Source organism: Photorhabdus kleinii (assembly GCF_025384885.1).
In the GTDB taxonomy this organism is placed as follows: domain Bacteria; phylum Pseudomonadota; class Gammaproteobacteria; order Enterobacterales; family Enterobacteriaceae; genus Photorhabdus; species Photorhabdus kayaii.
Map to the genome: position 1 here is coordinate 375,126 of NZ_JAJAFY010000001.1, position 22,465 is coordinate 397,590.

At 40.6% G+C, this 22,465-nt stretch carries 14 protein-coding genes and 1 pseudogene; 11 read left to right on the forward strand and 4 right to left on the reverse strand.

The features are described 5' to 3' along the window. The first annotated feature begins 27 nt into the window (after positions 1-27). The 7 genes from LG003_RS01740 (at position 28) to rluB (ending at position 13,667) form a co-directional block, all read left to right on the forward strand. On the forward strand, positions 28-3,549 hold the full coding sequence (locus LG003_RS01740) for a Tc toxin subunit A (protein ID WP_112875893.1): 3,522 nt from the start codon (positions 28-30) through the stop codon (positions 3,547-3,549). Further along, a complete protein-coding gene (locus LG003_RS01745; RefSeq protein ID WP_262980036.1) occupies positions 3,542-7,633 on the forward strand; it encodes a Tc toxin subunit A-related protein in 4,092 nt (1,363 codons plus the stop codon). The genes LG003_RS01740 and LG003_RS01745 overlap by 8 nt, the downstream gene beginning before the upstream one ends. A gap of 127 nt (positions 7,634-7,760) precedes the next feature. Then, on the forward strand, positions 7,761-9,629 hold the full coding sequence (locus LG003_RS01750; RefSeq protein ID WP_112875895.1) for a glycoside hydrolase family 18 protein: 1,869 nt from the start codon (positions 7,761-7,763) through the stop codon (positions 9,627-9,629). 201 nt (positions 9,630-9,830) lie between these two features. Then, complete coding sequence (gene rnm / locus LG003_RS01755) at positions 9,831-10,691, forward strand: RNase RNM (protein WP_112875896.1); 861 nt, start codon at positions 9,831-9,833, stop codon at positions 10,689-10,691. 29 nt (positions 10,692-10,720) lie between these two features. After that, positions 10,721-11,341 carry an L-threonylcarbamoyladenylate synthase gene (locus LG003_RS01760; protein ID WP_112875897.1) on the forward strand — a complete coding sequence of 207 codons (621 nt, stop codon included), beginning with the start codon at positions 10,721-10,723 and terminating at the stop codon, positions 11,339-11,341. Between the two features lie 443 nt (positions 11,342-11,784). Beyond that, positions 11,785-12,372, forward strand: coding sequence for a C2 family cysteine protease (locus tag LG003_RS01765; protein WP_262980037.1), 588 nt, complete (start codon positions 11,785-11,787; stop codon positions 12,370-12,372). A gap of 362 nt (positions 12,373-12,734) precedes the next feature. After that, entirely contained in the window at positions 12,735-13,667 is a 933-nt protein-coding gene (gene rluB / locus LG003_RS01770) for a 23S rRNA pseudouridine(2605) synthase RluB (RefSeq protein WP_112879405.1), read from the forward strand. Positions 13,668-13,703: 36 nt separating this feature from the next. Here the strand turns inward: rluB and cobO are convergent, their stop codons facing one another. Further along, entirely contained in the window at positions 13,704-14,300 is a 597-nt protein-coding gene (gene cobO, locus LG003_RS01775) for a cob(I)yrinic acid a,c-diamide adenosyltransferase (protein ID WP_370446080.1), read from the reverse strand. Beyond that, the gene (locus LG003_RS01780; protein WP_262980038.1) at positions 14,300-15,064 is read right to left on the reverse strand and encodes a YciK family oxidoreductase; all 765 of its coding nucleotides are present in this window, start codon (positions 15,062-15,064) and stop codon (positions 14,300-14,302) included. Before LG003_RS01780 ends, cobO begins: the two co-directional genes overlap by 1 nt. Before the next feature lie 297 nt (positions 15,065-15,361). Here LG003_RS01780 and catA point away from each other — a divergent pair, with 297 nt between their 5' ends. Beyond that, a complete protein-coding gene (gene catA / locus LG003_RS01785) occupies positions 15,362-16,000 on the forward strand; it encodes a type A chloramphenicol O-acetyltransferase (protein WP_262980039.1) in 639 nt (212 codons plus the stop codon). Between the two features lie 921 nt (positions 16,001-16,921). After that, on the forward strand, positions 16,922-17,968 hold the full coding sequence (gene sohB / locus LG003_RS01790) for a protease SohB (RefSeq protein ID WP_112879402.1): 1,047 nt from the start codon (positions 16,922-16,924) through the stop codon (positions 17,966-17,968). A 165-nt stretch (positions 17,969-18,133) separates the two neighbouring features. Here the strand turns inward: sohB and LG003_RS01795 are convergent, their stop codons facing one another. Further along, positions 18,134-18,313 carry a hypothetical protein gene (locus LG003_RS01795; protein WP_262980040.1) on the reverse strand — a complete coding sequence of 60 codons (180 nt, stop codon included), beginning with the start codon at positions 18,311-18,313 and terminating at the stop codon, positions 18,134-18,136. Positions 18,314-18,371: 58 nt separating this feature from the next. Here LG003_RS01795 and LG003_RS01800 point away from each other — a divergent pair, with 58 nt between their 5' ends. Beyond that, entirely contained in the window at positions 18,372-19,202 is an 831-nt protein-coding gene (locus LG003_RS01800) for an alpha/beta fold hydrolase (RefSeq protein WP_112879401.1), read from the forward strand. A gap of 103 nt (positions 19,203-19,305) precedes the next feature. Here LG003_RS01800 and LG003_RS01805 read toward each other — a convergent pair. Then, positions 19,306-19,505 (reverse strand): annotated as a pseudogene (locus LG003_RS01805) (DUF2498 family protein); the annotation flags it as partial. A gap of 351 nt (positions 19,506-19,856) precedes the next feature. Here LG003_RS01805 and topA point away from each other — a divergent pair. Further along, on the forward strand, positions 19,857-22,457 hold the full coding sequence (topA, locus tag LG003_RS01810; RefSeq protein WP_112879400.1) for a type I DNA topoisomerase: 2,601 nt from the start codon (positions 19,857-19,859) through the stop codon (positions 22,455-22,457). Positions 22,458-22,465 lie beyond the last annotated feature (8 nt).

Below are 22,465 nucleotides of genomic sequence, written 5' to 3' on the forward strand. Positions count from 1 at the left end.
CCGATTAATTAGGTTGGGAATAATATAATGGATAAATATAAAAGCATTTCTCGTGAAAAACAGGATATAACAAAAGTATCACCATTATTAGCTGCGGTGGCAGAAATCAAATCGTCAAAATCGCCATCAGGTTATATGTTATTAAACTCAGTAGAGAAAGAAGATAATTCCACTATCACGCTGGTTAATACACTCCAGCGTCTGGGATATCACTCAATTTTTGATATTGTAGAAGTATCAAAGCAACGATTTATTAAACGCCATAATCAATCTTTATCAGGTCATGCAGAGGTAATTTTTGATAAAGCAGTGAGTGCGGCTAATCAATTGGTACAAAGTTATCGGCAAAGACAATTGAGGGATTACGATGGCGCATCATTAACAAAAGCGAGTCATCAGGCAAGATATTTTTCTTATAGCAATAATGATGCAGATGAGAAAGAAAAATTACCTGATTACAGTAACCTATTTCCTGAGCCTTGGGATAGTTTCTGTCAGCCAAACGCTATTGAATCCCTTGACAGTCCGGTAAATTACCTGCTTGATCTTTATAAGTTTGTACAACAAATAGAGTTAGATGGCTCTAATAATGCCGTGGGGTTGGAGCAAAGGCGTGCTGATATTCCTGACTTATTACTTAATAGTGATAATCTTTACAAAGAGATCACGGCAATATCTATTGTGAATGATGTTTTGTCGAAAAGTGCCAGGGAATATATTGATCAGACAGGTCAGGCGGAAAAACCGGTTAATCAGGTTTTGGGAGAGACTCGTTTTCCCTTTACATTACCCTATAGTTTACCCTCGCAACAGATCAATAAAGGTTTGGCCGAAAAAGAGACTGAATTAGGTACAGTTATTCAGCAAGTGAATCAACAATTTCCTTGGCATATCTTAACGGAAAAACGTGATCAGGCTCTGCTTGCTTATACTCAATTAAGTAAGGAGCAAATGAGTTTACTGACAGAGAAAAGCCCATTTGCGCAAAACTTTTTATCACGCGAACAACTTATTAATAGCTATTTCAGCACAAGTACAACAGAAATATTGCCTGAACGTGATGTTGCAAAACATGCTTATATTATTCATGCTGATGAAAATATCACTGGCCCGACATTATTGAGTGATAATGTTGATAAAGCTTATGATGAAATTGTCGTTACCTGTGAAAATAAAGCTAAAGAGACGATCAAAGTTAAACTTCGTGGTGAAAATGTTCTGACCTACAATCGCATAAAAGCGAGGATGGAGCCTTTCGATAATTCATCACCATTTAGCCGACAGTTAAAGTTAACTTATGTAGAAAGTGATAATAGTGATATCGGTAATTTAGATAATGGTCCTTTCTTTGGTGAAATGACAGTTTATGCCGCGATACCCAAAGAAAGTACAAATAATACCACGGTAAATATTGAAGGCATTAATTTTCTGACCATGACTTATCGTTTTGCTATTGCTAAGCAAGGGACTGCACAATCAGAATTATTGCCAGAAGCAGAAAAATTTTTCCAAGATAACTATGGCGTTTCTGCGGATGAACGTGTGAAATTAACAGAGATTTTATCTTTTGGTCAACAAACAGGATCGAAAGTGACAGATCTCGAACACCTGTTTAGTAGTGGTGATTTCCGGCCTTTAGTGTCGCCAAATGTGGTATTTTCTAATCCTATCTTCGATAGTGGGCAAACATCAGAACACTTTCCTGCACCTTATCACTATGGTGGAATTTATATAAATGTGGGGCAATTAGACGCATTAAGCATTGTGAGAACGGACTCAGGACGGGAAATAGATGCAGTTTCTGATTTTCGTTATGATCGAATGAACCGCTTTATTCGTTTACAGCGTTGGTTAGCGTTACCTTATCATCAGCTTGATTTATTGGTAATTTCAGCAATAAAAGCTGAGACTAATAATACCGATTTGGCTATCTCTAATAATACATTAAGAGCATTAGGTTTATTCCGTCATTTATCGACACAATATAAAGTATTACCGGAGACGTTTGCCGGATGGATATATCAAATTACGCCATTTGCTATTAGCAATAATATTCCATTTTTTGATCAACTATTTAATCAGTCTAAACTTTTTGATCAGCCTTTAATTCTGGATGGGAAAGAATTTAATTATACGGAAAATCAAGGAGATGGCGCAAAAACAGTTAAACAATTATGTGCAGGGTTAGCTATTTCTTTATCCACGTTTCAAGTGATTGCGCCTATCGTTGAGAAAGCATTGAAACTCTCTTCTGGCAAATTAGTGCGTAATCTTGATGTCGTATCCAGACTTTATCGCTTGGTGACTATTCCACGATTATTTGGTTTTTCTGCGGAAGATGGATTAATTCTAGTAGATATTTTAACGGATAAAAGCGAATATCTGGCAAATATACCGGCTTTAGGAGAGAAAGATGACATCCTCAGTATTATTGCCCAAATGGAGGTTTTAACTTCTTGGCTCACTAAAACGAAACTGACACCAATTAAGCTTTCTCTATTATTAGGTAAAACTCAGCTTCCGGTCGTGCCAACAAGTGGTATGTTAACTTTTTATAAAGGAATTTCTGACGGTCTTACTGATAATGTACGTTTGCAAGTCTCTGATTTTAATCGGCAAGAAATAAATGGTACAGATTGGTGGACCATTTTGTCAGATGAAAATGGTGTTTTTGATAGGGATAATGGATTAATCAAAGATATTCCGTTGGTATGGGGAAAAACAGATGAAGAATCTCTGAGGAAAAAGATAGAAGATATTGTAGCGAATAAAATTCCAGATGATAATCAAATTAATATTGTCGTACAGATTATATTGCAAGCTAAAACCGCACAAGAAAGTCTATTATCTAGCGCTATTGCGGGTGAATATGGGGTATCAAGAGATATTGTGCCACTACAATTGCGTTGGTTAGGAAGTAGTGTTTATTCAGTGTTGAAAATGGTGTTAGATAATACATCAGAAAAAGTTGAAGATATTAAAAAAGAGTTTCTGGATTTAACCTATAGTCTGTTAATTTATACCCAATTAATTAATGCGTTGAGCATAGGTAATAATCTATTGTTATTGCGCCTGACAAATCCTAAATGGCTTGGACTAACCATAGATGAAACAACAGAAATATCATTATCTTTAGATGAAATTTTCCTATTGAATCGCTATCAAGATTTACTGGAAAATGCGACACAAAATGAAGATAAGGTTCAGGAATATTTTACTTTTGCTAACAGTGAAATTTTACCGAAGACGGAAGAGGATGATAATAATTATAAATGTGCGCAATTACTGGCTGAAATTTTAGATTGGGGTCCTGATGAAATTTATCTTGCTTGCGATAAAGGAGGATTAGAAAGAAAACGTGCGATGACCTTATCCCAAATAGATTGGATACGACGGCTACAACAATTTTCTGTGAAAACTAATTTATCCGTTGAGCCTTTATTAGGTGCTGGTGCACTTGATGTTAATTCAGATTTTGAAGCTTTCCAAAGCATCGGTGAAGCAGTAATGGCTGCATTAAAAGCGCAAGGAGATAATGAGAATGTCTAATTTAATTGAAGCAAAATTACAGGAAAATTTGCGTGATGCATTAGTTGATTATTATCTTGGTCAGATTGTTCCGCATGATACTGCTTTTCAATCCTTGCGTGAAAGAATTCAAAATGTTGATGACTTGTATGATTTTCTATTGTTAGACACTCAGGTCTCTTCCAAAGTAAAAACAGCCCGTATCGCACATATTACCCAATCTATACAACAATATATTAACCGTATTGTTTTGAATTTAGAGTCAGGTTTATCGATGACTCAGGAAGAGGCAGATAATTGGCAGGAGTTTGCTAATCGTTATGGTTATTGGGCGGCAAATCAACAACTGGCTATTTACCCGGAAGTCTATGTTGATCCCACATTACGTTTAACCAAAACAGAATTCTTTTTCCAACTTGAAAGCGCACTTAATCAGGGTAAGCTCACCGATGATGTTGCTCAGAAAGCGATATTGGGATATTTGAATAACTTCGAAGAGGTCAGTAATTTAGAGGTTATTGCTGGCTACGAAGATGGTATTGATATTGCCGATGATAAGGTCTATTTCATTGCTAAAACACGAACTCAACCTTACCGTTATTTCTGGCGAACTTTAGATGCCAAACAGCGTAATAATCAGACTGATGAACTTTATCCTACCGCCTGGAGTGAGTGGAAGCTGATTAATGTTCCTTTGGAAAATGCGTTTAACGGTATTGTTCGTCCAATTATCTTGAATAACCGATTATATATTAGTTGGTTTGAAGTCTCTGAAGAAAAACAAGATCAAGGTAATAGTATTAAGTATCGTACCAAACTTAATTTGGCTCATTTAGCGTTTGATGGTACCTGGAGTACCGGCACTACCGTTCGTGAAGATTTACTTGATCATTCTATGAAAGAGTTGATTGCGGTTCTCGATCGTACCGGAGACGTTGAACGTTTAGCGTTGGTGGCATTTGTACGTATGCAGGGTACAGGTAATGATGGAAAAGCATACGATTATGACGAAGTTTTTACCTATGTTTGTGACAATTTATTAATGGAAGCAACGGATTTGCCTAAATCCACTTCGAAGTTATCTGATCTGGATGCATATGGCGCTGCTTTAGTCTGGTTCTATTTCCGGGAACCCGCAAATGGTGGGCCGGACGAATATAAGCAATTGGTGCTTTACCCTGTTAATAATAATATGAAATGGCCGATAGCAGGGGAAAAAGAATTTGAAGGACAACTGGGTAAAATAGACGATTTCAAGCTGGATGCGACTTATGTTGACGGGACATTGAATATGTATCTTACGTCCACTTCAACGTATAAATATGATTTTAGCAGAAGCAAAAATATCCTTTATTGTATTTGGTTAGAAGATAGTCAGGGTGAACGCTGTTGGTTGAATTATAAAGTGCTTACCCCGGAAGATTATGATCCAAAGCTGAGTGTCACATTGAATCGATGCGATAGGAGTGATGTGACGGTTGTTACGGGTTTTAGTTTGCCGTCGGAAACTGGAGATATTGCAGGTAAAATTAAGCAAAAATTGAGTGTTGGGAAATTGCTCCGTGACAAGGTTCAGATTAAACAGACTAAACAAACTCAGTATTTGCAATTTCCAAAAGAAGAGCAACCAGAGGAACCATTAGAAAGTTGGTATTCTGACAAGGCGATTCGTCTAAATACCCTGTTTGCAAAAGAATTAATTAGTAAGGCGAGTCAAAAACTGGATAAAGTTCTCAGTTGGGAAACGCAAAATATTCATGAAGAGCCGATTACCGGTAATGTTTCAAAACCTATCGACCTTAAAGGGGCAAATGGTATTTATTTCTGGGAATTATTCTTCCATATGCCATTTATGGTGGCCTGGCGGTTTAATGTCGAACAGCGTTATGAAGAAGCCAGTCGCTGGATTAAGTTTATTTTTAATCCTTTTGAAAGTAATGACGAACCGGCGCTGGAACAAGATAAGCCACGTTATTGGAATAGTCGCCCGATCATTGACGAACCCAAGAGATTACGTAGTTTAATAGAACCGGCTGATCCTGATGCAATTTCTGCCAGTGAACCTATTCATTATCGTAAGGCTATTTTTAACTTCTACGTTAAGAATATTATCGATCAGGGTGACATGGAATATCGCAAGTTACAGCCTACTGCCAGAACGGTGGCACGTCTGAGCTATGCAACGGCAAGTTCATTATTAGGTGCGCGTCCTGATCTCCAATTAGCCAGTTCATGGCAGCCGATAACTCTTGAGGATGCATTATATAAGAAGAGTAGCGCAGTACGTGCATTGGAGATGATAAGTTATCCTTTGCCTTATGCCCCGGTGGTTCATGATAAAACGATTCGTGCGCTGGATAATGATCTCTTTATGAAACCGATTAATGAAGAGTTAACGGCCCTGTGGGATAAAATAGAAAGCCGGATTTACAATTTACGGCATAATTTAACGCTGGATGGTAAAGAAATTTCTATGGATCTTTATGATTCGAAAATTTCTCCTCGTGGATTAATGAATCAGCGTTATCAGCGGGTTGTTGCTGCCAGAAATGCCAGCAGAATGAATTTCAGAGTACCAAATTATCGTTTTGAACCGATGTTGGCGCGGGCGAAATCGGGTGTCGATACATTGATACAATTTGGCAGCACGTTGTTGAGTTTGTTGGAACGGAAAGATAATTTGAGTTTTGAATCATTTCAGATGGTTCAGAATAATGATCTCTACCGTTTTGCGGTTGACCTTCAGCAACAAGATATCAATATTAACCAAGCCAGTCTTGATGCGTTGCAAGTGAGTAAACAATCTGCTCAGGAGCGGTACGAACATTATAAAAGTCTTTATGATGAAAATATTTCGTCAACGGAACAGCAGGTTATTGAATTACAGGCTCAGGCATCTTCTGCTCTGTTGGCTTCACAAGTATCAAGAACAGCGGCGGCGGCACTGGATTTAGTTCCCAATATTTATGGATTGGCAGTTGGAGGTTCACATTGGGGGGCCGCTTTAAATGCTGTTGCTGAAATAGCAACCTTGAAACATCAATCCGATAGTACTAAAGCTGATAGCCTCAGTGTTTCTGAATCTTATCGCCGTCGCCGGCAAGAGTGGGAACTGCAATATAAACAGGCTGAATGGGAAGTAAAATCTATTGATCAGCAAATTAATATTCAGCAGTTGCAGGTTAGTGCCGCACGTAAGCGTTTGGCGCAAGTTGAAGCACAGCAACAACAATCTCAGGCACTGTTGGCGTATTTCTCCAGCCGTTTTACTAATGAAAGCTTATATACTTGGATGATTAGCCAGATCTCAAGCCTCTATTTGCAGGCTTATGATGCTGTTTCATCGTTGTGTTTATCCGCACAAGCCTCTTTACAATATGAACTTGGACTAGGCGAGCAGAATTTTATTGATGGCGCGAGCTGGAATGATCTCTATCAAGGGCTGTTGGTCGGTGAAAATCTGAAATTGGCGTTGCAACGTATGGAACGCACTTACGTTGAGCAAAATTCGCGTAAATTGGAAATTATCAAAACGATTTCGCTTAAATCTTTATTGGGCGAGTCTTGGGAAGATAATCTCAAAGTGCTGAAATCACATAATGCAATCACCTTTAATTTGGATGAGTTAAAACAATTTGGTACGGATTATCCGGGTTTATTTAATCGGCGGATTAAATCAGTTTCAGTGACGCTGCCTATGTTAATTGGGCCTTATGAAGATATCTGTGCCAAACTAAGTTTGTCGGGTGTGAGCAGTTATACGACAAAAGCGGATCTCAAAACCGTTGAAAAAATGTTGAAAGAAGGAATTCGTGCGGAAACGCCTTATACGGTGCGCAGTATCCAGCCTAATCAACAAATTGCTTTATCTACGGGGATTAATGACAGCGGAATGTTCACGCTTAATTTCGATGATGAACGTTTCTTACCCTTTGAGGGGGTAGGAGTAGGATCGAGTTGGAATTTCCAATTTACCAATACCTCGCAGGATTTAGAAAGTTTGACCGATATTATTCTTCATATTCGATATACCGCGCAAGAAGGATCTGCATCATTTGGTCTGGCGGTTAAAGAGTTATTAAAAAAGGAAAACCCAGATTTGTGATAACGAGAATTAAGCATTAAATGAATCAGTCACCTGAATTTAAAATGCTTACTCATTATCTTTAACATTCAAATTAGCCTCTTCTAATTATGTGGAGGCTAAATATAAATCGCATTGGAGTTTATAAATGGTAAATAAATATACTTATACCTCATCGAAATCCATGTCCGACATAAGTGATATTGTTGGTGAGCCATTAACTGCATGGAATAATCAGGCAGGCGGCCAAGTTTATAATGTTATTTTTAATAGTGGTGTTTATACCAATACTTATTGGGTTGAACGCTGGCATATTCCCGATCCTACGGCTAAAGAGGGAACACCGCATAATGCCTGGAAATATATTCGTCCAGCGACGGAAGATGAGATAAAACAGCACGGAAATCCTACCGATGGGCGCGTTGATCCAACCGAAGATATTCCTTCACCGGTTTTACAACCGGATGCTATTACAGAACAAACCTATCAACGGCCGGATGTTAATTTTAAACCTGATGGTTCTGCGGGTAACCTTTCTTATACTGCGACGCGTGTTTGTCGCCCGATGTTTAATGAATATGAAAGCGATAAATCCAGGCCAAAACTTTCTGCTTATATTACTGATTGGTGCCAATATGATGCACGTTTGGATGGTGAGGATAAAGGGGCTGGTGATCGGGGAAGAGGGTTTGATTTAAGCACTATCAAGGTCACCGCTTATGATAAGTTAATATTTAGCTTTTTGGGTATTTACGGTGATACTGGTGTGAAAGGGGATAAAATCAAAGAGGTTGCCGATGGTTGGAATAGCCAGAGTGAAATAAAAATTACTGAAGGCCATATTGTCCCTCTTGACCCTTATGGTGATTTAGGGACTGCCCGTAATGTGGGATTACCGAAAGAAAGCGCGAATACTGATATCGGTCCGGGAACATTCTTGCCTTATTATCAACAAAAGAGAGCTTCGGGTTTATTAGGTGGGTTACGTGAACTGCAAAAAACGGCGCGTTTAGCGGGTCATAAACTTGAATTAGCTTTTAGTATTGGTGGCTGGAGTATGTCCGGTTATTTCTCCGTGATGGCGGCTGATGCGGCACTGCGTCGTGTTTTTGTTGACAGTATTGTTGATTTCTTTGAGCGTTTTCCTATGTTCAGTTGTGTCGATATTGACTGGGAATATCCTGGAAGCCCGGGAGAGGAAGGTAATGTTATTAGTGATAAAGATGGAGAACATTACGCTCTGTTAATTAAAGAATTACGTGAATCTTTGGATAGTCGATTTGGGCGAGAGGATAGAAAAGAGATCTCCATTGCTTGTAGTGGTGTAAAAGCGAAATTAAAAACCTCTAATATTGCTGAATTAGTCAAGAATGGTCTGGATAATATTTACTTAATGAGTTACGACTATTTTGGTACCGGGTGGGCACCTTATATCGGCCATCATACTAATCTCTATTCGCCAAAAGATCCTGATCCATCAGATGCGTCTGATTTATCCGCGGAAGTTGCTATCAATTACCTACATCAGGAGCTTGGCATACCTTTGGAGAAAATTCATTTAGGTTATGCTAACTATGGCCGTGCGGGCAAAGGGGCAAATCTTGAAACGCGCGAATATAATAAAACTGGCGATGCATTAGGAACAATGGAAAAAGGTTCACCTGAATTCTTTGATATTGTTAATAATTATCTGGATAGTGAACACACTCTCGCTAGCGGGAAAAATGGCTTTGTGCTAATGACAGATACCAATGCTGATGCTGATTTTTTGTTTAGTGAAAAAGAGGGACACTTTATCTCATTAGATACCCCTCGCACGGTGAAGCAAAAAGCGGAATATGTCGCTAAGAATAAACTGGGAGGCATATTTTCTTGGTCAGGCGATCAGGATTGTGGCTTGTTGGCAAATGCGGCCAGAGAAGGGATGGGCTATATTGCCAAATCTAATGATGAAACCATCGACATGGGGCCACTCTATAATCCGGGTAAGCCCTATTATTTAAAATCTATTGGTTAGGTGAAGAAAAACGCCGGTTAATTTTTCTTTGCCAATAAAAAGGGATATTGCTTTTCTTATCTGTCAGTTTTTTCATTCTTAAAATAATCATGTTCAACCCGATATTCTAGGGCTGAACATGATTATTTCTGTAAAACGCGACCATTTACCGTTAAGCTATCCCATCAAGCGTTTTAAGCTATTTGGGCAGAGAAAGGGATAATGACAAATTCAGCCACTGAGTTAGTAACAATTTACGATCTGCATAGCCATACGACTGCATCGGATGGTTTACTTTCACCAGCAGAATTGGTCGAACGAGCGGTGGCAATGGGCGTTAATGTATTGGCCGTGACTGATCACGATACGACAGACGCTATTTTGCCAGCCCATGAATATATCAACCAACATGATTTGCCATTAAAGCTCATATCAGGGGTTGAGATATCCACCTTGTGGCAAAATATCGAGATTCATATTATTGGTCTGAACATTGATATTCAGTCAAATGCAATGATTGAATTACTTAATAAACAATCTGAACTCAGGAAAGAACGAGGAATTGAAATAGGTCGCAAGCTGGCAAAGGTGGGTATTTCCGATGCTTGGGCAGGAGCGAGCCGATTAGCGAATGGTGGACAAGTAACACGAGGCCATTTTGCCCGTTATTTAATTGAAATGGGCAGAGAGCCAACAATGGCGAAAATATTTAAAAAATATCTGGCAAAGGGAAAAATCGGATACGTTCCACCGCAATGGTGTACAATTGAACAAGCTATTGATGCCATTCATCAATCAGGTGGTCAAGCAGTCATTGCGCATCCGGGACGATATGATTTATCGACCAAATGGTTGAAGCGTCTGATTGCCTGGTTTAAACAACATGGTGGTGATGCAATGGAAGTTGCACAGTGCCAGCAGGCACCTAACGAGCGGCAATATCTCGGTCAGTTGTCACGGGAATATGATTTGATGGCTTCGTTAGGTTCTGATTTTCACCAGCCTTGTTCATGGATAGAGTTAGGGCGTAAATTGTGGTTACCTGGTGATGTGGTACCAATATGGCGTAACTGGTCACTGTAGGGGCAGCATAAAATTAAGAGGTAAAATTTATGAGCCAGTTTTTTTATATTCATCCAGATAATCCGCAGCCCCGCTTAATAGGGCAAAGTGTGGATGTGTTGAAAAAAGGAGGGGTGGTTGTTTACCCCACTGATTCCGGTTATGCGATTGGTTGCCATCTGGAAGATAAAGATTCGATGACTCGGATATGTCGTATTCGCCAGTTAGACAGTCATCATAATTTCACCTTAATGTGCCGGGATTTGTCGGAGATATCGACTTATGCTTATGTCGATAATTCGGCTTTTCGTCTGATTAAGAATAATACTCCGGGCAATTACACGTTTATTTTGCGAGCGACGAAAGAAGTACCTCGTCGTTTGATGAATGATAAGCGGAAAACCATCGGGTTACGTGTTCCATCTAATCCAATTGCTTTGGCGCTTCTTGAACAGGTGGGTGAACCATTGATGTCCACTAGCCTGATTTTGCCGGGCAATGATTTTGCTGAATCTGATCCTGAAGAAATTAAAGATAATTTGGGAAAACGGGTTGATCTGATTATTCACGGGGGTTATTTAGGGCAACAGCCTACCACCGTAATTGATTTAACTGAGAATACGCCGGTTGTAATACGGGAAGGGGCTGGCAATATCACGCCATTCTTATAAGCTACGCAGTAATTATTTTCAGAATCTATATAAAGCCTGTGTATTATACGCAGGCTTTATACCCGTTATCTTTCAAGTTGCCTCTTTGTTGGCCGCACTCGCTCACCCCAGTCACATAGTTACCTATGCTCCCGGGGATTCTCTCCCTTGCCGTCGCGATGCATCTTGAAATCCATAGGGTATATATTTTTGATTTTTTAATTGAATAGAAATGGTTATTGTTGTTTCGAATTATTAATGCTGACTCAATAAAATAAAATTATCATCTATTTAATAATTAAGTTGATTTTAATAACGTGATAAGGAAATATTTACCTCACCCAAGGTAAGTTTATTTGCTAATTATTTAATTATATTATTAGGTAAAAATCTTTGGGCTGGCTATTTAATATAAATAACAGCGTAAGGTTATCCATCCATTATAAAATCAAGGGATATTGAAAATGTCAGTTATTAATTTCTCCGATAAACCAGTTGATGTCGCTAATGTTCATACATGGCAGAAATCACCAGATAGAGATTTAATCGCATGTGGACGTGACGCATATGCTGAAAAATCAGTGCAAGAAGCATTGAGCGGAGATCCTGATAAAGCGGTAAAATTAAGTGAATTAAATGATATTCTGGCTGCTTGTGAACCTTTTGACTTTAAAGGCGTCACGTTATATGCAAAAGATCCGGTATTGGCCTTAATTAAAGCGTTATCAGAGAAGAATGGTTATTTATTGGATGATTCATATCCTCCTGAGCAATGGCAAAGCGGGGGAGTTGATAAGCATAACCGTATTAAAGATTTTATTGAATCCCCTAACATGTTTATTAAAGGGATAGAGATGATCGATATGGGCCAGCTTTATCTTGGTAATTGCGGCTTTGTTAGCACCATTGGGGCAATTGCATCCCATCCTGAAGGGCATAATTTGTTATTTTCTGTTATCTATCCGCCGGTTTATAACCCAACGGGGGTTTATTCGATCAGAATCATCAATCAATCGACAATGGGTTATTTATTGATTGGCGATGATCTCTAATGTGTAATTAATTGACCGTCAGAATGGCTAGTATGAAATGTGATCAGTGTTGGGTTTTTTAATCCTGATAATGGGGAATCTGTTATATTAAATGTCGGTAAATCGCGATAAGGATGGAGATATTGTTACCTTACGCCAGCCATGATGTTTTCAGTTTTCGTGTGATGGGAATTGCTGGATTAGAATCATTGTGTCTGAAATTAGTGTAGAATGCTCGGCCACGGATTAGAATGTATGAGCTATTTTCTAGCATTCTATGCTATCAAATGTATTAAAATCAGTTTGTTATGATTGAATTCTATCATAACGTATTGATTGATATATAACACGACGCCTGTGAAGGCGACAACAGAGGTTGCTCAATGAGCGGTAAGATACAGAAATCTGAAAAGTTACAGAAAATTCTCGCGCGTTCCGGTCACGGTTCCCGCCGCGAAATAGAAGGTTATATTCAACAGGGGCGCGTCAGTGTTGACGGTAAGATTGCGACTTTAGGTGATCGCCTTGAAGTTCAGCCCGCCACAAAAATCCGCCTCGATGGTCGGGTATTAAATATCAAAGAATCACAAAAAGCGGTTTGCCGTGTTTTGGCTTATTACAAACCAGAAGGTGAGCTTTGTACTCGTCATGATCCAGAAGGACGGCCAACGGTTTTTGATCGTCTGCCTAAATTGCTAGGTTCCCGCTGGATAGCGGTTGGGCGTCTGGATGTGAATACCTGTGGTTTGTTGCTATTTACCACGGATGGTGAACTGGCTAATCGCTTGATGCATCCAAGCCGTGAAGTTGAACGCGAATATGCTGTCCGTGTCTTTGGTGAAGTTGATGATGCCAAATTGAAACAACTGGCTAAAGGGATTCAACTGGAAGATGGTCCAGCTTCATTCCGTACTATCGCGTTTAAGGGGGGAGAGGGGATGAATCAATGGTATAACGTCACGCTGACAGAAGGACGTAACCGTGAAGTTCGTCGTCTTTGGGAAGCAGTTGGTGTACAGGTGAGTCGTCTTATTCGTGTGCGTTATGGGGATATTAGTTTGCCAAAAGGCTTACCACGCGGGGGATGGACGGAATTGGGTCTGGAGCAGACTAACTATTTACGCCAATTAGTGGATTTGAATGAAGAGACGGTTTCCAAAGTGGCCGTTGGGCGTGATCAACGCCGTCTTAAAGCTAACCAAATCCGCCGAGCGGTTAAACGCCATGCTCAAGTCGCATCGCGTCCATCGGCAGGTAAACGTCCGGGCAGTTCACGCCAGAATGCGGGGCGAACAACCGCACCAAAAGGTCGTTAAGTTTTCTGGGTCTCGTGTGTTATAACGGGGCCTTTTTTACCAATCGATCCCTTTTTGTGCTTTAATGCCGGCGTCAAAGGCATGTTTTACCGGGCGCATCTCTGTCACGGTATCTGCCATTTCCAATAATTCACGATGACAACCCCGGCCGGTGATAATAACGGATTGGTGTTCCGGTCGGTGGTTGAGCGCAGTAATAACTTCTTCCAGAGGAAGATAGCCATAACTCACCATATAAGTCAGTTCATCCAAGATAACTAGATCCAAATCGGGATTAGATAACATCTCTAACGCATAGCGCCATACCTGCTGGCAGGCTACAGTATCCGTTTCCCGGCTTTGAGTTTCCCAGGTAAAACCTGTTGCCATAACATGAAAATTCACTCCATGCTGTTCCAGCAGATTTTTCTCGCCATTCTCCCATTTCCCCTTGATAAACTGGATCACACCGGCGCGAAATCCATGACCTATCGCTCGGGTTACAGTGCCAAATGCCGCAGTGGTTTTGCCTTTACCATTGCCGGTAAAAACGATGAGAATACCCCGTTCTAACTGGGCGGCTTCAATACGAAAATCCACTTTTTCTTTTAGGCGTTGTTGCCTTTTTTGATGTTGGTTGTCATTGATTGTCATTATTCGGCTGGTCCTGCTTTGCGTCCGGGTTGGGCATCAAAACTGATGCCTGTTTTATGCAGACTATCGCTGCCCATAAGATAAAGATACAGTGGCATAATATCTGCCGGTGTTTTCAGTTTAGCAGAATTTTCGTTAGGGAATGCGCGGGCGCGCATATTTGTGCGTGTACCGCCGGGATTAATACAATTAACGCGTAGAGAAGTGTGCTTATATTCTGCTGCTAAAACTTGCATCATGCCTTCGGTTGCAAATTTAGAGGCGGAATAGGCTCCCCAACCACAACGACCTTCGCGGCCAACGCTCGAACTGGTAAAGATTAATGATCCGTCAGGTGACTTCAATAATAGTGGTAATAAGGCTTGCGTTAACATAAAGGTCGCATTGACGTTGACTTGCATAACATCATGCCATAATTGCACTGGCTGCTCTGCCATCGGTGCGACAGCTCCCAGTAATCCTGCATTATGCAATACGCCATCCAGATGCGGATAATGTTGCGCTAAATCGCCAGCGAATGCCTGACACTCTTCGGCTGTGGCGGTAAGCAGATCCATGGTGTAAACAGTTGCAGGGACCCCACCTGCTTGTTCAATCTCTTTTTGGACAGCTTCCAGTTTGTGTGTTGTTCTGCCAAGTAAGATCACTTGTGCACCGTAACGGGCATAGGTCAAAGCCGCTTCACGGCCAATACCCTTTCCAGCACCTGTCACCAAAATAATACGTTGTTGTAGGAGGTCATGTCTTGGTTGGTAATGTAACATTTGAAGATTTCCTGTTATTGATGGCGCGATTTGTTACCGTCGGAGGCCGTTCGGGCTATCAAAACAGAAAGTGATATATTGAGTCAAATTTGCTAAGGTTGATTGCTCAGGAGATAAACGGAGCATAGTTGCTGTGTTGGTAGTTATTTATTTTTAGCTAATGTATAATTTTTCTTCGTCAGAAACTGAGTATTTAATCCAATTTCATACCGGAGTGATTATGAGTCCAATACAAACAGAAAGAGCAGCCCTTCTAATTTAATCAATTTGTTAAATTTTACATTAGAAGGGGAAAACATGAATTACTCAAAGGTTGATATAGATCTCTGGGATAGGAAAGAGCATTTCTTGCATTACCGTAATGTTGTGCAATGCGGATTTAGTCTAACAGCAAAAATTGATATTACCCATTTGTTATCTTCGTTGGTAGAAAAACAATATAAATTCTATCCAACCATGATTTATTTAATATCAAAAGTTGTGAACTCTTATTCTGAGTTCAGAATGGCTATAAAAGATGAAGAATTAATTGTATGGGATGGTGTAAATCCTGCGTATACAATCTTTCACAAGGAAACAGAAACATTCTCAGCGATTTGGACTGAGTTCAATGCTGATCTGTCCGAGTTTATGAAAAACTATTCTGATGATTATGAAACCTATAAAGATGATCTTTGCTTTTTTTCTAAACCAGAACTACCTGAAAATCACTTTCACATATCATCAGTGCCGTGGGTAAGTTTTGATGGATTTAACTTGAACATTGCAAGTTTTATCGATTATTTTCCACCCATATTTACAATGGGAAAATTTTACCAAAATGGAAATCAAACTCAGTTGCCTTTGGCAATTCAGGTGCATCATGCTGCTTGTGACGGTTTCCATGTGGGGCGTGTTATTAATAAATTACAAGAGCTATGTAACGATTTTATTTAGTTAAAGACAACCTGAATTATTTATGGACTAAATATGCCGCGCATTTAATGCACGGCATTATAAAAAAATTCAGAGAGATATAAAAAACAGAGCAGCAGCGCTGGAGATAAAATCTCAACTAGAATAAAAACAACGGCAGATAACACCGATGATATTACTGTTTTTTTACGTTTTTTCCTGAAATAAAAAAATAACTAAATATTGCAAATAATATAAAGAAAACAGTCAATTTTACTACATTTAATAAAATGAATATCATAGTCTTTTTCTCTCATTAATGAAGTTTGGGGTATACCCTATGGATTTCAAGATGCATCGCGGCGGCAAGGGAGCGAATCCCCGGGAGCATAGATAACGATGTGACCGGGGTGAGTGAGTGCCGCCAACAAAGAGGCAACTTGAAAGATGACGGGTATATATTATTCCCGATGTCTTATCAATGTAGTCAGCGAACCATTGCATCATCTATACCCTATGGATTTCAAGATGCATCGCGACGGCAAGGGAGAGAATCCCCGGGAGCATAGGTAACTATGTGACCGGGGTGAGCGAGTGCAGCCAACAAAGAGGCAACTTGAAGGATAACGGGTATATAGCGATAACGATCTCTTTTCCCATTGTTCGATAATTTCCTGCTTCTCTTTCAGATAGTTGTAACAGTCAAGTAGTGGTAACAGCCATAGTGCTTGGTTGAAACGCCGGGTTTTTGTGATTCTGCAATCTAATCCCTCATTTTTGAACTGGTCCCCCATTTCTCTATCTAATGGTGTAGAATTAGCTACTGAGGCCGATATACTGGACGTTTTTATTTGTACATATTCGTATTTATTGAATGCGAATTAATTATAATATATTGTTTTTAAATGAAAAAAATTAAATGCATTTGTAAATTCATAGTCTAAGAAACAAAAGGTGGATTTTGTGGAGTACTTATCTCTTTACGGGTTGTTTTTAGCCAAAGTAGTTACATTGGTGTTGGCTGTTATTGCTTTGGCAATATTCGGTATTGGCATGGGAATGCGGAAATCCTCGCTAAAAGGAGAACTGAAACTCACCGACCTTGGTGAATCATATCGGGATAAACAGCGTCAAATGCAGCGGGCACGCATGACGGAAGCGGAAGGAAAAATCTGGCAGAAAGCGTTTAATAAGCAACAAAAGCTCGAATCCAAGCAGAAGAAAAGTGACGCTAAGGCAGGTCATAAAGGGTTACAGAAACCTTGTCTTTATGTGCTGGATTTTAAAGGAAGTATGGATGCACATGAAGTCGATTCATTACGTGAAGAGATTAGCGCAATTCTGGCCGTGGCAGATGCAAAAGATGAAGTGTTGTTACGTCTGGAAAGTCCTGGAGGCATGGTGCATGGCTATGGATTGGCGGCTTCTCAGCTTGCCCGTTTGCGTCAGAAAGGGATTCGCTTGACTATCGTCGTAGATAAAGTTGCTGCCAGTGGGGGCTATATGATGGCTTGTGTTGCTGATCGTGTAGTTGCTGCACCCTTTGCCATCATTGGTTCTATTGGCGTGGTCGCTCAGATTCCGAACATTCATAAGTTATTGAAGAAAAATGATATTGATGTGGAACTCCATACGGCTGGTGAATATAAACGTACACTGACTGTGTTGGGGGAAAATACAGAGCAGGGTCGGAAAAAGTTTCAGGAAGATCTGAATCAGACTCACGAACTATTCAAATCGTTTATTCATACTCATCGCCCATCACTTGACGTGGAAAGTGTGGCGACAGGCGAATATTGGTACGGCTCACAGGCGAAAGAGAAGGGATTGATTGACGAAATTGGTGTCAGCGATGATCTGTTGATTGCTCAAATAGATAACTGTGAAGTTATTGGTGTCAGTTATACACGCCGTAAACGCATGGTAGAGCGTTTCACCGGCAATGCAATGGAAAGTATTGATAAACTATTATTGCGCTGGTGGCAAAGAGGGGAGAAGCCTCTGCTTTAATTAAAATTCCGCTATTTTGAATCAATTATCTTGGCGTACCCCAAGGCGTTCTATTTCGACGTTCAGGGGTACCTTGATATATTGCTTAATTGTAGTGCTAATTGAATAGAGTGGCGCTTATTCTCACGATGTTATTCCCCTGAAAAGCCAGGTATTTTGGCCCTGTTAAAATATTACAGGTGTTACATAATTTGCTTTACATCCCCCTTCCTGCTTGTGATGAGCCGCAGGCTTTTCTACACCAATAGTTGATACTCTGGCTTTGCGTTTATGTGTTCTGTCTGGCTGATTTTCAAATAAATACAAGTCACTTTTGCACAGCGTTATTGGCATCTTTAAACGCATTATGAAAATTCCCGAAGAATGGCAACTTACAATAATATTCATAAGGAAATAAAGTATTATGGCTATTTCACAATACGATATTCATACCAGTCATGCTGTCATCTCTGTTGCTGATACGGGAGGTGATGGGTTACCGGTCCTCCTTATACACGGTAATTCGAGTTGCAAAGACGTTTTTCGCCATCAAATTAACTGTTTTGGTGACGAATACCGGATTTTAGCGATTGATTTACCAGGGCACGGTGCTTCATCAAATGCAGTGGACCCTCGCCGGACCTATTCGATACCTGGTTATGCACTTTGCATCATCGAAGTACTGGAAAAATTAGGCATCGATAAAGTTGCTGTTTTCGGATGGTCACTGGGGGGACATATCGGTTTAGAGCTGATCCCGCGATTCCCAGGGATTGTTGGGCTAATGATTTGTGGCACGCCGCCGGTTAGTCCAGGCGCAGAGAATGTCAGTCTTGGATTTAAACCAAGCCGGTTTATGGCAATATCGGGTAAGGCTTCGCTGACAGAAGAGGAGATTACGGATTATACCCTGGCGTTGTATGGAGAAAACGCACTTTGTGAGCCATTTTTGAGATCCGCAGTGGCGCGGACCGATGGTTTGGCCCGGCAGTATATGTCTGAAGCGTCGGTTTCACCGGACGTTATGGATCAACGGTTATTGGTTGAAACAAACCCAACGCCACTGGCTATCGTTAATGGCGCAGAAGATTTATTCGTTAATATTGATTACATTAACGGGATAACCTACAAAAATCTCTGGACTGGTCAGGTGTATAACTTGCTCAACTTGGGACATGGGCCATTTTGGGAAGCACCAGAGCTGTTTAATCGTTTGATGGCGGGTTTTTTCTCTGATCTCACCTTAGAAATGTAATTAATACTTGTAGTTTACTGTCAGAGCTGTTTTATACCCGGCAGATATATTTTTATATCGTTTTTATATATCTGCCTATTCGTTGCTCAATAAATTTTTGTTATTAATTTTCGAGATAATATTGTTTCGACAGGATATGCGTCAGGTGTTTGAACATATTGAAAATAGCAGTACTTTTTACTGTGGGTAAACCATTTTCCCTTAGAAAAAATTCACCATTAATACTAATACATTTCCTTTTTGCTTTACGCTACTTATATACATACCATGAATAAAATCTTCACGTTGGCGGATAATATCGCTGGCTTTTTTTAGTCATTGTTCACCTTTAATCGGTGTTGTTCTGTTCTACCTTTTTCTATCCTTAATCAAAAATAATTTGTTGCGCATCATTTTTTATCAGGTAGAGTGTGAACTTTTCATCATGCAGATGGAAGATTTTGTTTACGGTGATCGCTTCATTCATTTGCATAGATCATGGGCGGTATCTAAAATACCTTAGATAATTCAATATGTTTCGAGTTTGGGAAAATCAACTGAATAAAAATAAGTTGATATATTGAGAATCTATCGCAATATAAAAAGAGGTTTTAAATACCGTGATATGGCGCAGTGAATTCCACCATCTGAAAAGATAATTAGGTAAAGATAACTATGGGTAAAGCTCTTGTAATAGTGGAGTCCCCGGCAAAGGCCAAAACAATCAACAAATATTTGGGGAGTGACTACGTGGTGAAATCCAGCGTTGGTCATATCCGTGATTTGCCGACCAGCGGCTCAGCCAGCCAAAAGAGTTCGAGCTCATCTACCGATAAGTCTAAGAAGAAGGTTAAAAAAGATGAGAAAGCTGCATTAGTCAACCGTATGGGCGTTGATCCATACCGTGGTTGGGAAGCGAATTATCAGATTTTGCCGGGCAAAGAGAAGGTCGTGGCAGAGCTAAAATCACTGGCTGAAAAAGTTGATCATGTTTATCTCGCAACGGATCTTGACCGAGAGGGAGAAGCCATTGCATGGCACTTGCGGGAAGTGATTGGCGGTGATGGCGATCGTTTTAGCCGGGTTGTTTTTAATGAAATCACTAAAAATGCCATCAAACAGGCATTTGATAATCCGGGTGAATTAAATATTCACCGGATAAATGCTCAACAAGCTCGCCGTTTTATGGATCGAGTCGTGGGTTATATGGTTTCTCCGCTACTGTGGAAAAAGGTGGCTAGAGGGCTATCTGCCGGTCGTGTGCAATCGGTGGCGGTACGCCTTGTAGTAGAAAGAGAGCGTGAAATTAAAGCGTTTGTACCGGTAGAATATTGGCAATTACATGCTGATTTGCTGGCGAAAGGCGAAATTTCACTGCATATGGAAGTGACCCATCAGCAGGGTAAACCGTTTAAGCCGGTTAATAGTGAACAAACTCAAGCCGCCGTCTCTTTACTGGAAAAAGCCCGTTACAAAGTGATCGATCGTGAAGATCGTCCAACCTCCAGTAAACCGAGTGCGCCGTTTATCACATCTACATTGCAACAGGCGGCCAGCACGCGTTTAGGGTTTGGTGTTAAAAAGACCATGATGATGGCTCAGCGTTTGTATGAGGCCGGATATATTACTTATATGCGTACTGATTCAACTAACTTGAGTCAGGATGCGCTGGATATGGTTCGTGGTTATATCAGTGATAATTTTGGCGATAAATACCTGCCAAAAGCAGCCAATACTTACAGCAGTAAAGAGAATTCACAGGAAGCGCATGAAGCGATTCGTCCTTCCAGTGTTGATATCATGGCAGAGCAACTGAAAGATATGGATGCGGATGCACAGAAGCTGTATCAGCTAATCTGGCGTCAGTTTGTGGCTTGTCAGATGACACCGGCGAAATACGATTCCACAACATTGATGGTACAGGCAGGTGATTTTGAATTGCGGGCCAAAGGTCGTACACTGCGTTTTGATGGCTGGACAAAAGTGATGCCTGTGTTACGCAAAGGTGATGAAGACCACACGTTGCCGGTTGTTGAAATTGGTATAGAACTTGATTTGCAACAACTGATCCCAAGCCAGCATTTCACCAAACCACCGGCACGTTACAGTGAGGCATCCCTGGTTAAAGAGCTGGAGAAACGCAGTATTGGTCGCCCATCCACTTATGCTTCCATTATCTCCACGATTCAGGAGCGTGGTTATGTTCGCGTGGAGAGTCGCCGTTTTTACTCGGAGAAAATGGGAGAAATTGTTACTGATCGTCTGGAAGAAAATTTCAACGAGCTGATGAGTTATGATTTTACTGCGCGAATGGAAGATCAGCTTGATCAGGTTGCAAGTAACAAAGCCGAATGGAAAGGGATTCTGGATGAGTTTTTCACAGATTTTAGTGAACAGCTAGACGTCGCCAATAAAGAGCCGGAAGATGGCGGTATGCGGCCTAATCCGATGGTAATTACCTCTATTGAGTGCCCGACATGTCAGCGCTCTATGGGCATTCGAACGGCAACCACGGGTGTTTTCTTGGGTTGTTCTGGTTATGCGTTATCACCTAAAGAGCGTTGTAAGCAGACGATAAACCTTATCCCTGAAAATGAGATTCTTAATGTCTTGGAAGGGGATGAGGCGGAAACAAACGCATTGCGCGCCCGTCGTCGCTGTAAAAAATGTGGTACAGCGATGGACAGTTACCTTATTGATAGCCAACGTAAGTTACATGTTTGTGGTAATAACCCGGCTTGTGATGGCTACAAAGTGGAAGAGGGTGAATTTCGCATTAAGGGATATGACGGTCCTGTTATCGAATGTGATAAATGTGGCGCTGAAATGCACTTGAAAATGGGGCGTTTTGGTAAATACATGGGCTGCACCAATGAAACTTGTAAAAATACCCGCAAAATCTTGCGCAGTGGAGAAGTCGCGCCGCCAAAAGAGGATCCGGTTCCGCTACCAGAACTTCCTTGTGAAAAATCTGATGCCTATTTTGTATTGCGTGATGGTGCAGCCGGTGTATTTTTAGCAGCAAATACTTTCCCTAAATCCAGAGAAACCAGAGCGCCGTTGGTAGAAGAGTTAGCGCGTTTTAAAGAACGTTTGCCGGAGAAATTACGCTATCTGGCTGATGCGCCTGTGGCGGATGCTGAAGGTAATAAAGCAGTTATCCGTTTTAGCCGTAAGACTAAACAGCAATATGCTTCTTCAGAGAAAAATGGCAAGGCAACGGGGTGGAGTGTGTTTTATGTTGATGGGAAATGGGTTGAGAAAGACAAAAAGTAACAATTTCT